Below are 12,969 nucleotides of genomic sequence, written 5' to 3' on the forward strand. Positions count from 1 at the left end.
GCGCGTGATGTGTCACAAAAGCGCAGATTCGATTGGATGAATAGGCATTCCGGCCCTGGATGCATCTCAAGCGGGTTTTGTCGTCGCCGATAGCCATTAGCGATGGGTTAGACCAGCCGTAGCGCCATGCGATACGCGCAGCGCCATCGCCATCCTGCAGCGCATGTCGCCCACGCACCCTTTTTGAGAGAACTCCCCAATGTTAGGCAACTTCAGAATCGGAACCAGACTGATCGTGGCATTCCTGATCGTCTCGGCCATCGGCGCATGCATCGGGTGGGTGGGCTATTCCAACTCCGGCCGCATCAGCGCGCTGTCGAGCTCGTTGTACGAGCGCGAGTTGCTCGGCATGTCCCACGTCAAGGAAGCCAACATCAACCTCATCTATGCCGGCCGCGCGCGCGCCAACCTGTTGTTGGCCAGCAGTGCAGAAGAGCGCCAGTCGCATGTGCAGAACATCGACAAATACACCGCCAAGGTGGTCGATCACATGGCCCGTGCGCGGGAAAGCTTCCAGAGCGAGGAAGGCAAGAACAAGCTGGCGCAATTCGATCGCGCCTGGCAGAAGTATCTGGACGAGCGCGGCCGCTTCATCGAGGTCGCCAACCGCGAAGCGCTGCGCGAGGCCAATCCGGAACTGGCCGCGCTATCGCGCGCGGTCCGTGCCAGCTCGGACGAAGTGGATAACCTGATGACCGACCTGAGCGGCCTGCGCGAGCGCAGCGCCGCGGCGGCCAACGCGGAAGCCGGTGCGATCCACGCGCGCAGTTCCAGGCTGCTGGTCGCCATCATCTGCAGCGGCGTGTTGCTCGGCGCCATTCTCGGTGTGGTAATCAGCCGCAGCGTCACCGGGCCGATCCGCCGCGCGGTGGCGGTGGCCAACGGCTTGTCGGAAGGCGATCTCACCATGCGCATCGATGTGCACGGCCGCGACGAAACCGCGCAATTGCTCGAAGCGATGCGCACCATGGTCGGGAAGCTGTCGCAGGTGGTCGGCGAGGTCAATACCAGTGCCGAAACCCTTGCCAGCGCGTCGGAAGAAGTCAGCGCCACCGCGCAGTCGCTGTCGCAGGCGGCAAGCGAACAGGCCGCCGGTGTGGAAGAGACCAGTGCTTCGCTGGAGCAGATGACCGCATCGATCAGCCAGAACACCGAGAACGCGCGTATCACCGACGGCATGGCCACCCAGGCCGCCAAGGAGACCGTGGAGGGAGGCGAAGCGGTGGTTGCCACCACCCAGGCGATGAAGCAGATCGCGCAGAAGATCGGCATCATCGACGACATCGCGTACCAGACCAATCTGCTCGCGCTCAATGCCGCGATCGAAGCCGCGCGCGCCGGCGAACATGGCAAGGGGTTTGCCGTGGTCGCTGCGGAGGTGCGCAAGCTGGCCGAACGCAGCCAGGTGGCCGCGCAGGAAATTGGCGAGGTGGCCAGTTCCAGCGTGGAATTGGCGGACCGCGCGGGCCGTTTGCTGGATTCGATCGTGCCCAGCATCAAGCGCACCTCCGACCTGGTGCAGGAAATATCCGCTGCCTCCGAGGAGCAATCTTCCGGCGTCAGCCAGATCAATTCGGCGGTCGTGCAGTTGAGCCAGACCACCCAGCAGAACGCCAGCGCATCCGAAGAACTGGCCGCCACTGCCGAGGAAATGAGCGCGCAGGCCGAACAGCTGCAGCAGAGCATGGCGTTCTTCCGGCTGGGCGGGCAGGGCGCGCCGACTGCGCCGCCCAAGCGCGGCAAGCAGGTCGCCGCGCGACCGGCGCGTGCGGCGGGCACGCGTGGCTGGCGCAGCAACGCAGCGCCGGCGTATGCGATGTCCGAGGGCCCCGACGAAGGCCAGTTCGCGCGTTTCTGAGAGAGCGACCAATGACCGCACCGACGCTTGATGTGATGCCCGGCGACGCCGATGTCGCCGCGCAATATCTGACCTTTCAACTGGATGGCGAAACCTTCGCCACCAGCATTCTCGGCATTCGCGAGATCATTCAGTACCGCGCTCCCACACCGGTGCCGTCGATGCCGGATTGCGTGCGCGGGGTGATCAATCTACGCGGCGCGGTAGTGCCGGTGGTGGACCTGCAATCGCGGCTGGGGCGCGCGGACAGCGCGATCGGCAAACGCAGCTGCATCGTAATTCTGGCCACCGAGCAGGCGCAGGGCACGCAGGTGATTGGGGTGCTGGTGGATGCAGTCAATGCAGTGATCGAACTGGCCGACCAGGACATCGAAGCGGCGCCGTCGTTCGGCACGCATATCCGCCGCGATCTGCTGCGCGGCATGGGCAAGGTCGGCGAGCGCTTTGTGGTACTGCTGGAGATGGAGCAGGTGCTGCAGGTGGACGAGATCGCCGGAAACACCGACGCACTGGCGGCCTGAGCGACAGCCGTGCCGCAGGGCGATCGGCGCGGGCTGCGTCGATCAGGCCCGCAGCTGCCACCCGTCGAAGCAATGCACGCGGTTGCGGCCATCGTCACGCGCCCGCTGCAACGCGTGCCGCGCACGGGCCAGCAAGGTAGCGCTGTCGAGCGAGGTTGGCGTGGCGACATCCACCAGACCTGCGCTGAGCGTCAGCGGGCCGGTCGGCCAGTGCGCGTCTTCCACCGCCTTGCGCAAGTCTTCGGCAGCAGCAAGGGCTGCAGATGCTGCGGTCGCCGGCAGCGCCACGCAGAATTGATCGCAGGCCAGGCGCGCCACGATTGCGGCAGGCGGAAGCTGCGCTTCCAGCAATGTAGCGACCTGCAGCAAGGTGGCATCGGCCGCTGGCGCGCCGGCCTGCAATTTTTGCCGCTTGAAGCCATCCAGTTCGAGCAGCATGAAACCCAGTGGCGCATCCGCGGCAGAGCTGGGCGCATCGGCAAGCGCGTGCAAGGCGTGCTCCAGCCCGGCGCGATTCCATCGCCCGGTGAGCGCATCGCGCAGTGCATCCAGCTCCACCAGTCGCGCGGCCTGTTGCAGTTCGAGGGTGCTGACGACTTGCCTGGCCAATGCTTGCAGCGCGTCGCGCTCGGCCACCGACAGTCGCCGCGGAACGCGATCCAGCACGCACAGGGTGCCCAGCGCGATGCCGTCCGGGGTCAACAACGGCGCGCCTGCATAGAAGCGGATCTGCGGCTCGCCTGTCACCAGCGCGTTGCCCACAAACCGCTCGTCCAGATGGGTGTCGCCGACTTCCATCACCTGATCGGGTTCGAGAATGGCGTGCGCGCAAAACGACAGCTCACGCGGCGTCTCGTTCTGCTGCATGCCGATCCTGGACTTGAACCATTGGCGATGCGTATCGACCAGCGAGATCAGCGCCATCGGCATCCGGCAGACCGCGGCCGCGATCGAAGTGAACGCGTCGTAGCTCGGCTCCGGTGAGGTGTCCAGCAGGCGGTAAGCATGCAGTGCCTCCACGCGCTCATCTTCGTTGGCTGGCAGGCGCGCCCCGATCGTGGCGTTGACGCCGCCTGGCAGCAACGTTGCGTGGATCAGGTTCAACGCGGGTGCGTCGGGTATCTGCATGCAAAACACCACCGGGAACAAGGCGCCATCAAGGCGATGAGGGTTAATGCGACAAGGCACTGGCCGATGCGATCGCCACCTTGGCAATGCACTGCTTCCCAGGGCAGCGGCATACCGGCGAGCGCCTGGCAGGATCTTGCCACAGGAGCGGCGTGGCTGGCCGGCGCCCGCTTCCAGTTCCGCAGACGCAGCATTCTCAGCTGCGCAATAGGGTGCAACGCGCCGCCGGCGATGCAGCACGGGGGTTCCCCGCATCAGCGTTGCCGCGGCGCTGCCCGGTGCCAGGCTGCAGGTTTGGCCAACTCACTTTCCCTGACCAGCCTTGCCAGATGGGCGACGGCTCTGCTCGTCGTGCACCTTCAGATCTTCCTGGCCCGGGCGCTGCTTGGCGGCATCGTCGTGCCGGCGGTCTTGCTGGCTCTCGGTCACGCCGTGCGCATCGTCGGCGACCTCGTCGGGCTGTTGGTCTTTCTTGCTCATGGTGTGGGTCCGCTGTGGAGTGAAGCCGGACGTTAGCGCGCGCGATGTGATCCCCACGCCACGGCGACCGGCCCGCCTGCACCGCAGGTGGTCCCACAGTCCCCCTCAAAACGCGCAAGCCCCGGAAACATGAGGTTTCCAGGGCTCGTGCGTTTGACTCGATGGTGGAGCGGAAGGGGATCGAACCCTCGACCTTCGCGATGCGAACGCGACGCTCTCCCAGCTGAGCTACCGCCCCACGTGCTTCGATTCTACCCACAAGCCGCGCGGTTCGCCAAGCGAAGGATGCGGCCGGCGGTGCGGGGCGGCACCGTCGTGCGGGCTTTCGCCTTACTCGCGAACCAGCGGAAACTTCAGGTCCGGGTTCTTGGCCTTCCATTCCTTGTACGACACCGACCCTTCCCAGGCGGCGAAAGCCTTCGGCGTGCGACCACGACCGGACCAGGTTTCACCGGTGTGCGGCAGCTCGTACTTGGGCTTCACTTCGCTGCGGCCGCTCTTGACCACTTCCTTGCGCGCGGCAGTGGTGCCCAGGTAAGCGGCGATGTCGTTGCGCTGCTTGGTGTTGAAGTGGCCGGCGAACTGTTCGAGCAGCGAAACGATGGTGGCATGCGCAGAGGATGCCTCGCTGGCGCGCTCGGTTTTCTCCTGTTCTTCCAGCTTCTGCAGTTCGTCCAGCAGCTTGGCTTTGGCTTGCGCGATGGAATCCAGTTTCGAAGAGGTATTGCTCACAGAGGTATGGCCTCGGAATAAGAGTGGACACGCCGCCCGAAGGGCGCGCGGCATTATGGCATGTGGCCCGGGAGCGGCCGTTATGGAGCAGGGCTTGCACATTGCGTGAACAGGCCTTTCACGACGCCTGTTCGAACGCTTTCGCATTGTCGCTACGGGCGCTGCCGGGCCGAAGGCTCACGTTAGCAGACCCGACCACGACGATACAGGAGCATGTCATGAGTGACGACAAACGCAACGTCGGATCGCCAGACCGCGACCGCATCAACGTCAATGAAGCCTATGAGCTGCAGTACTGGACCAAGACCCTTGGCGTCAGTGCCGATGAACTGAAAGCGGCCGTGCAGAAGGTGGGGCCATTGGCCGTCAGCGTACGCCAGCACCTGGGCAAATAAGCGGGAAGGTCTGCCATGAGCCTGAGCGAATACCGCCGCAAGCGCAGCTTCGACAAGACCCGCGAGCCGGAGCCGGGCAAGACCCTGCCGCCGGGGCAGCGTGCGATCTTCGTGGTGCAGTTGCACCACGCCAGCCGCCGCCACTACGATTTTCGCCTGCAGGTGGGCGATGCGCTCAAGAGCTGGGCGGTGCCGAAGGGGCCAAGTTACGACCCCAAGGTCAAGCGCATGGCAGTGGAGGTGGAAGACCACCCGGTCGATTACGCCAGCTTCGAGGGCGAGATTCCCAGGGGCGAATACGGCGGCGGGCACGTGGCGCAGTTCGATCATGGCGTGTGGGCCACCGCAGGCGACCCCGAAGCGCAGTTGGCCAAGGGGCATCTGCGCTTCGAGTTGTTCGGCAACAAGCTCAAGGGCGGCTGGCATCTGGTGCGCTCGGGCAAGCCGGCGCGGCAGCCGCAGTGGCTGCTGTTCAAAGAGGACGATGCCTACGCTGGCACGCTGGAGGCCGACGACCTACTGGCCGACGTCGCTGCCGCACCTGCCGACGATGTACGCCGCGCGGGCGCCGGCAAGACCCAGCGCAAGGGGCTGACGACCGTACCGCCGCCAGCGGCGAAAAAACGTGGCACCTGGGCGAAACAGGCGCTGGCGCTGAGCGGCGCACGTCGCGCCGAGATGGAAGATGCCCCGTTTGCGCCGCAGCTGGCCAAGCTGGGGCAGTCCCCGCCCGAAGGCGCGCAGTGGCTGCATGAAATCAAATGGGACGGTTATCGCATCCTGGCCACGGTGACCAACGGCAAGGTGCGGCTGTGGTCGCGCAATGCATTGGAGTGGACCGACAAGACACCGGAAATTGCCGATGCCATCCAGTCGCTGGGCCTGCGCAATGCGCAGATCGATGGCGAATTGATCGCCGGACGCGGCACCAAGGAAGACTTCAACCTGCTGCAGGCCACCTTGTCCGGCGAACGCCAGGTGCCGCTGGCGCTGGCGGTATTCGACCTGCTGCATGTGGACGGGGTGGACATCAGTGAGGCACCGTTGCGCGAGCGCAAGCAGCTGTTACAGCAGGTGCTGCAGGCTGCACCCCACATGCATCTGGCCTATAGCTCTCACGTCGAGGGCGACGGCACCGAGGCGTTCCGGGTGGCCGGCGAACAGCACTTCGAAGGCATCATTTCCAAACGCGCAGATCGCCCGTATCGCGATGGGCGCAGCGACGATTGGCGCAAGACCAAGCAACTGGCCAGCCAGGAATATGCGGTGGTCGGCTACACCGCGCCCAAGGGCAGCCGCAGTGGTTTTGGCTCGCTGTTGCTGGCCACGCCGGACCCGGTGCACGGCTGGTTATACGTGGGCCGTGTGGGCTCAGGTTTCTCCGATGCCTTGATGCGCGAGGTCGCCCAGCAACTGGAAGGCGGTGGGCGCAAACCCACCGCGCATATTCCCACCGAAGACACCGACCTGCGCGGCGCCACCTGGTTTGCGCCGCGCTTTGTGGTGGAGGTGTTCTATCGCGGCATCGGTGGGCAACAGTTATTGCGCCAGGCATCGTTCAAGGCGCTGCGTCCGGATAAACGCATTGCCGATCTGGCCGACAGCGATGCCGGCAATGGCCGGTCTACTTCGTCGTCTACCCAGCGTTCGGCAAAAACACGTGCTGCCAAAAACGCGGCAACCCAGGTGCCGAAACGTGCAGCGACGCGGGCAACAGCGCCTGCGCGCAAATCTGCGGTTGCCACACCTTCCTCGGCTGCGCTACCGACGCTGTCCAGCCCGACCAAGCTGATCTACCCGGATATCCGCGCGACCAAGGGCGATGTCTGGGACTACTACCAGGCGGTGATGGATCACCTGTTGCCGCAGATCGTGGGACGCCCGCTATCCATCATTCGCTGCCCCAGCGGCGCCGAAAAACCGTGTTTCTTCCAGAAGCACCACACCGCCGGCTTCGAGCGTGTGAGCTCGGTCAAACTGACCGAAGAGACCGGCACCAATGCGTATTACCTGGTGGTCGAAGACGCACCCGGCCTGCTGGAGCTGGTGCAGTTCAATGCGCTGGAATTCCATCCCTGGGGCTCGCATGCCGACCGCCCGGATGTGGCCGACCGGGTGATCTTCGATCTCGACCCGGGCCCGGACGTGCCGTTCGCCGAGGTCAAACGTGCGGCCAACGATATTCGTAAGCTGCTGGCGCAATTGGAGCTGGAGTCGTTCCTGCGTGTGTCTGGCGGCAAGGGGCTGCACGTGGTGGTGCCCCTGAATCCCGGCTGCGACTGGGAGGTGACCAAGCGTTTCGCCAAGGGATTTGCCGATGCCCTGGCGCAGGCCGAGCCGCAGCGGTTCATCGCCACTGCCACCAAGCGGCTGCGCAACAAGCGCATCTTCGTCGACTACCTGCGCAACGGCCGTGGCGCCACGGCGGTTGCGTCCTATTCGTTACGCGGCCGCCCGGGGGCGCCAGTCGCGCTGCCGCTGGCGTGGTCGGACCTGTCCAAGCTGCAGCGCGCCGATGCATTCACCTTGCGCGATGTGCCGGAAAAGCTGCGCCGTCGGCGCAAGGACCCGTGGGCAGACATGGACCGCATTCGGCAGAACCTGGCGCGCTGGGCCGAGCAGGACGAGGACTGATGCGGTGCGATGGAGACAATGCCGGCATCATTGCTGCGCACGCGTGGTCGGTCGTCGGAATTCCCGCGCGAGGCAGGCGCTTCGCATTGTCCTGACCCATTGCACCACTGCCTGCGAGGCGGCATGCGCCGGTTCGGGGCCACTCGCGTGCACCTGACGAAGGGCCGCATCGCTGCGAGCGCTGGCGCCATGACCGCCGCAATCCTACGCTGCTGTGCCTTCCAGCAGCGGCATCAACTGTGCTTCCAGCAGGGCACGGCGCCATTGGCCCAGCGCCGCAGGCCAGCTGCGCTGTTCCATCAAGGTTTCCAGGTGGCGGCGCGAGGCCAGCAGGCCGTCCGGCAGGCCGAGTTCGCGGCTCCGCTGCGCCACGGTGTCCTGCAGGCGCTTGAGTACGGCCTTGTTCCCGTCGGTGGCGGCCTGCGCCAGCGGCGCGTGCTCTTCGTCCGGCAGCGGGGTGTTGAGTGCATCCCACACCGCGTTGGCGAGCTTGCGCGGCGCCTTGGGGAATTTGTCGAACTGGCGCAGCAACGCCTCCAGGTCGGCGGGCGGGAACCGCGCCAGCTGGCTGGCCAGTTCGTTTTCCAGGATCCAGCTGCGCGGGCGATCGCTCTGCCGCGCCTGCAGGTCGCGCCAACGCAGCAAGCGCAGCAGCCGTCGTTGCGCGGCCGGTTCCAGGAACTGTGCGGCGCGCAGGCTCACATGCGGCCAGCGCTCGCCATCGTCGTGCTCCACCGTGGCGAGCAGGCGGTCGGCATCTTCGGCCAGCCACTCCAGACGGCCTTGCTCGGCGAGGCGGCGCGTGAGCTCGTCGTGGATCGCAAACAGATAGCGCACGTCATCGGCGGCATATTCCAGCTGCGCAGGCGACAGCGGGCGACGCATCCAGTCCGAGCGTGTTTCGCCCTTGGTCAGCAAGGTGCCGGTGACTTCCTGCACCAGTTTCTGGTATCCCATGCCGCCGCCGACACCGGCCAGCGCCGCGGCGATCTGGGTGTCGAACAACGGCCGCGGCAATGCGCCGCACGCGCATTTGAACGTGACCAGGTCTTCGCTGGCGCTATGCATCACCTTGACGATGTCGGTGGCGATCAACCACTCCTTGAGCGCCGCGTTCATGCCGGGGATCAGCGGGTCGATCAGCAGGATCTCCTCGCCGATGGCCATCTGCACCAGGGCCAGTTGCGGCCAGTAGGTGCGTTCGCGAATGAATTCGGTATCCAGGCCGATGCGCGATGGTCGCGCTGCCTGCAGGCGGTCAGTCAGCTCGGAGGGGTGGGTGATCCAAAGGGGCACGTGATTTCCGTCGGCGGCAAGGGTTTGCGCAGAGCGCGCAGAATAGCCTAACGTCGCGATCGCCTGTCGTGCGGCAGAGCACTGGAAGGAGCAGGTGGTGGGTGAGTGCGGTGACCGGATGGCAACGTGGGCAATGGTTGCGCTGAGGGCGACTGGCAAAACGCCTGCGCAGCCAGCAGGCGGGCGCGGGCGGGGTGCGGACTCGGCATGTGACACGCATACATTCCGGTTCCCGCGCGCCGGCCACACCCGCCCGAGGGCCGCTCGTTACGTTTTGTTGGCCGTCCTTAGTGTGTGCGCCTGTTCGCGCACACCGACGCCCGCGCCTGCGGTCGCCCCGCAACCGGCGCCTGCCGCCGTGCCGAGCAAGCCGAACGTTTCCATTGGCGGCGAAGAATCCGCCGAAACCGTGGCGCAATGGCAACCGCCGGCGGTGGAGTTGGGCGACGAGCCCCTGGCACAGGTGCGCAAGCGCGCGGACCAGGCATTGCGGGAAGACCGCCTGTATCGCGATGCCGGCGATGCGATCCCCTTGTATCTGGCGATCCAGCAGCGCGCCGGTGGCAAGGATGCAGCCAGCCGTCGCGGCCTGGAGCAAGCGCGTGGCCGGTTGCTTGAACGCGGCGCGGCGCTGATCGAACAAACCGAGCGCCAGGACGACGCGTTGGAGCAGGCGCGTGAAGTGGCCTTCGTGGCGCTCGCCCTTGCCCCACAGGACCCGAAGGTGCGCGCACTGCAGCGCGAGGTGGAAACCGCGCAGCGCGTGCTTGCGTTCAACCGCGCCGGCGAGGAAGACCTTCGCGGCGGGCGGCTGGGCGAGGACGGCAATGGCGCGCTGGTGAATTTTCGCGATGCCGCGCAACTGGATCCCGACAACCCGCGCACCCGGCAGGGCCTGGCCGCCGTGGAAAGCGGCCTGTTGGAGCGCGCCGAACAGGCGGCACAGGCAAGCGACTTCATCGGTGCCCGTTATTGGCTGCAGATGGCCGGGCAGGTACGCGACCGTGCGCCCACCATCGCCGATGCGCGCGCGCGGGTCGAACGCGTGCGCCGGGCGCAGATCGCTGGGTTGCACGACGCCGGTCTGCACGATCTCACCTCGCCGCGCGGGCTCAAGGCGGCCGGCCAAAAGCTTGCCGAAGTGCTGCGCATCGCCGACCCCGGAGATCCGGTGGCTGGCGATCTGCGCCGCCGGCTGGAGCTGGCCACGCATTACGGCAGCTTCCGTCCCGGCCAGGTATTCACCGACGGGCTCAAGGTCGGCGGGCGCGGGCCGCAGATGATCGTGGTGCCGCATGGCGCATTCCAGATGGGAGCTGGCGATGCCGAGCCGGGCGCATCCGACAACGAGCGCCCCGCCCATTACGTGCGCTTCGCACGCGGCTTTGCGTTGTCGATCACCGAGGTCACGGTTGCCGAGTTCCGCCAGTTCGTCGAAGCCACCGGCGCGCGCCCGCGTGCCACCCGGCGCGGGCATTCGGTGGTCTACGACGAGCGCAGCGGCAACTTCATCCGTCGCAGCGGTGTGGATTGGCAGTCCGACTACAACGGCGCCCAGGCCGCGCCCAACAGCCCGGTGATGCACGTGAGCATTCGCGACGCCGAAGCGTATGCGTCCTGGCTGTCGGAACAGACCGGCCGCCATTACCACGTGCCCAGCGAGGCCGAGTTCGAGTATGCGGTGCGTGCCGGCACCACCGGACGTTACCCGTGGGGCAACGCAGGCTCGCCGCCGGCCGACGCCGGCAATTTCACCGGCGGCAACGACGTCTCGCGCAGCGGCCGGCACTGGAACAACGGCTTCGTCGGCTACGGCGACGGCTTTTGGGGCCCGGCGCCGGTCGGCAGTTTTCGCGCCAACGCGTGGGGTCTGCACGACATGGGCGGCAACCTGAGCGAATGGGTGGCCGACTGCTGGCACGCCAGCTACCGCCGTGCACCGGCCGATGGCGCTGCCTGGTACAACCCGGGCTGCCGGCAACGCATGATCCGCGGCGGCAGCTGGGCCAATTCGCCGCAACAGACGCGCGCGGCCTGGCGGCAGTCGCAGGACTCGGACACCACCAGTGCCCGTATTGGCTTTCGCGTCGCACGCGGAATCTAGCGACGACCGGCAGCGGATGGGCGCGTCGATCGCGTCCTGCGCGACTGCCGCCTTCGGCTTGCCGTCGCTGTCGCCGCGAACGCTTTCGGATCGGCCCTGCGACCTGGGGAGGTCTCGGCGGGGGCATGTTCGCTCCGACAAAGTCGGCCGGGCGGGGCGCGGCTGGACGAGCTAGGCATCTCTCTTGCACGACGCGGGAGGATTGCCAGAACTGCGCTGCAGTCGCGCAAGTGCCTTTGGTGATCGAGTGCGCGCGGACTGCGCCTGGATCCCCATGTCCATCCAGCAACGTTCCCAGGACGACCGCTGAGTGCGGAAGTTTCCGAGGCGGCAGTTCCCGGCCGTCAGCCGTGCAGCGGGCGCCCGCAGGGCACGCGCTGCACCGATCATGCGTCGTGTGCAAGGTAGGGTTCAGATGACTTAACAGCAACGAACGCCGTGTCTAATCGCGGTGAAATCGGTCGTGTCTGCTGTGGTCAAATCGCAACCGCTAACCAGGGACTGCCGTCATGGGCATGGGGATCAGAATGTTTCGTTGGGTGATTGCGATCTTGCTGATCGGCGGCAGCGGCTATGCCGTGGCGCGGCATCTGCAGGACAGTAATACGGCTGGGCATTACGGCTCGGTCGAAGTTATCCGCCCGGAGGGCACGCCCAAGGCGATGGTGATCCTGCTGCCCGACGGCGATCACCCTCAAGACAGCCAGAAGCTGGCCGACATGCTGAGCAACGATGGCGCGCTGGTGGCAGTGGTCGACACCGCCAACTATCGCGAACGCGTGCGCTCGCACCAAGCCGCCTGCAGCTCGCTGGCCGACGATGCCGAGCGACTGGGCAAGAAATTGTTGCGCGCCGAACATGTCGATGCGTTCCTGCCGCCGGTGTTGGTGGGGCAGGGCGATGGCGCGGTGCTGGCGCGCCAGGCAGTGGCCTCGGCCGCGCCCGACGTGCTGGGCGGTGCGGTGGTTGCCGACGCCGGCACCAAGGATCCTGGCCTGGCGTGCTCGCGCGATCTGCCCAATGCCAGTCAGGGCTTCCTGGACGATCTGGCCGACGCATCCAGCCCGATGCAGATCGTAGCGGCCACACGCGGGCACTTCCTGGCTGCGCAGTCGCAAGGCCTGGGCGATTTGCCGCTGGTGGAAATGCACGCGCCCGGCAGCGACCGTCTGGTGGTGATGCTGTCCGGCGATGGCGGCTGGCGCGAACTGGATAAAGGCATTGCCGCGCAGCTGCAGCAACAGGGCGTGTCGGTGGTGGGCTGGAATAGCCTGCGCTACTTCTGGGGCAGCCGTACGCCGCAGCAGGTTGGTGCGGATCTGGATCGGGTGATTGCCAGCTATCGCCAGCGTTGGCATATCCAGCACGTCGCCCTGGTGGGGTATTCGTTCGGTGCCGATGTGTTGCCGTTCGCCTATCCGGAACTGTCGCCGCAGCAACGCGCCTCGGTGCAGTTCGTCAGCCTGCTCGGCCTGGGACACGAGGCGGACTTCAAGGTGCGCGTGGGTGGCTGGCTGGGCTGGCATAACGACGCCGAGCGCGATGTGGAGCCGGCCATCCAGGCGCTGGACGCGCACCGCCTGCAATGCATCTACGGCGACGAAGAAAAGGACACGCTGTGTCCGGAGCTGCGCGCACGCGGCGTGCAGGTGCTGGCGCGCCCCGGTGGGCATCACTTCGACCACGATCCGGTGGTGCTGGCCAATCTGCTGATGCAGGGCTGGCAGCATGCAGCGCAGACGCCGATCGCGGAGACGGCGAGCCGCTCCTAATGCCGCTTGCAACCCGCAAAGCGTTGCGTAACGTGTTCTAGAGCGACAA

The 12,969-nt window shown here is 66.3% G+C and carries 10 protein-coding genes, 1 tRNA gene and 1 other RNA gene; 7 read left to right on the forward strand and 5 right to left on the reverse strand.

The features are described from left to right. Nucleotides 1-199 precede the first annotated feature (199 nt). Nucleotides 200-1,858, forward strand: a complete 1,659-nt coding sequence (locus EO156_RS08215) for a methyl-accepting chemotaxis protein (protein ID WP_029829094.1) — start codon at nucleotides 200-202, stop codon at nucleotides 1,856-1,858. An 11-nt stretch (nucleotides 1,859-1,869) separates the two neighbouring features. Beyond that, nucleotides 1,870-2,379 (forward strand): chemotaxis protein CheW, encoded by a 510-nt coding sequence (locus tag EO156_RS08220; RefSeq protein WP_003485975.1) that lies wholly within the window; start codon nucleotides 1,870-1,872, stop codon nucleotides 2,377-2,379. A gap of 42 nt (nucleotides 2,380-2,421) precedes the next feature. On the opposite strand, the gene EO156_RS08225 is transcribed toward EO156_RS08220, so the two are convergent. The 4 genes from EO156_RS08225 to EO156_RS08235 form a co-directional block, all read right to left on the reverse strand. Beyond that, complete coding sequence (locus EO156_RS08225) at nucleotides 2,422-3,528, reverse strand: diguanylate cyclase (protein ID WP_016849926.1); 1,107 nt, start codon at nucleotides 3,526-3,528, stop codon at nucleotides 2,422-2,424. Between the two features lie 282 nt (nucleotides 3,529-3,810). Next, the gene (locus EO156_RS23920) at nucleotides 3,811-3,987 is read right to left on the reverse strand and encodes a hypothetical protein (protein WP_003485979.1); all 177 of its coding nucleotides are present in this window, start codon (nucleotides 3,985-3,987) and stop codon (nucleotides 3,811-3,813) included. Nucleotides 3,988-4,149: 162 nt separating this feature from the next. Further along, nucleotides 4,150-4,225: transfer RNA gene (locus EO156_RS08230), tRNA-Ala, on the reverse strand. Nucleotides 4,226-4,317: 92 nt separating this feature from the next. Further along, nucleotides 4,318-4,719, reverse strand: a complete 402-nt coding sequence (locus EO156_RS08235) for an H-NS family nucleoid-associated regulatory protein (protein WP_003485983.1) — start codon at nucleotides 4,717-4,719, stop codon at nucleotides 4,318-4,320. Nucleotides 4,720-4,937: 218 nt separating this feature from the next. Here EO156_RS08235 and EO156_RS08240 point away from each other — a divergent pair, with 218 nt between their 5' ends. Next, nucleotides 4,938-5,114, forward strand: coding sequence for a DUF3606 domain-containing protein (locus tag EO156_RS08240; RefSeq protein ID WP_003485985.1), 177 nt, complete (start codon nucleotides 4,938-4,940; stop codon nucleotides 5,112-5,114). A gap of 15 nt (nucleotides 5,115-5,129) precedes the next feature. Beyond that, complete coding sequence (gene ligD, locus EO156_RS08245; RefSeq protein ID WP_016849927.1) at nucleotides 5,130-7,748, forward strand: DNA ligase D; 2,619 nt, start codon at nucleotides 5,130-5,132, stop codon at nucleotides 7,746-7,748. Nucleotides 7,749-7,952: 204 nt separating this feature from the next. On the opposite strand, the gene rnd is transcribed toward ligD, so the two are convergent. Then, a complete protein-coding gene (gene rnd, locus EO156_RS08250) occupies nucleotides 7,953-9,044 on the reverse strand; it encodes a ribonuclease D (RefSeq protein WP_011051565.1) in 1,092 nt (363 codons plus the stop codon). Nucleotides 9,045-9,251: 207 nt separating this feature from the next. Between rnd and EO156_RS08260 the strand changes: the two genes are divergently transcribed. The 3 genes from EO156_RS08260 to EO156_RS08270 all read left to right on the forward strand — a co-directional run bounded on the left by EO156_RS08260 (nucleotide 9,252) and on the right by EO156_RS08270 (nucleotide 12,920). Continuing rightward, nucleotides 9,252-9,327, forward strand: a non-coding RNA gene (locus EO156_RS08260) — sX9 sRNA. Nucleotides 9,328-9,402: 75 nt separating this feature from the next. Next, nucleotides 9,403-11,148: a formylglycine-generating enzyme family protein gene (locus tag EO156_RS08265; protein WP_016849928.1), complete on the forward strand. Its 1,746-nt coding sequence runs from the start codon at nucleotides 9,403-9,405 to the stop codon at nucleotides 11,146-11,148. A 509-nt stretch (nucleotides 11,149-11,657) separates the two neighbouring features. Further along, complete coding sequence (locus tag EO156_RS08270) at nucleotides 11,658-12,920, forward strand: virulence factor (RefSeq protein ID WP_016849929.1); 1,263 nt, start codon at nucleotides 11,658-11,660, stop codon at nucleotides 12,918-12,920. Nucleotides 12,921-12,969 lie beyond the last annotated feature (49 nt).

The organism is Xanthomonas sp. DAR33341, assembly GCF_003992815.1.
Classification (GTDB): domain Bacteria; phylum Pseudomonadota; class Gammaproteobacteria; order Xanthomonadales; family Xanthomonadaceae; genus Xanthomonas; species Xanthomonas cissicola.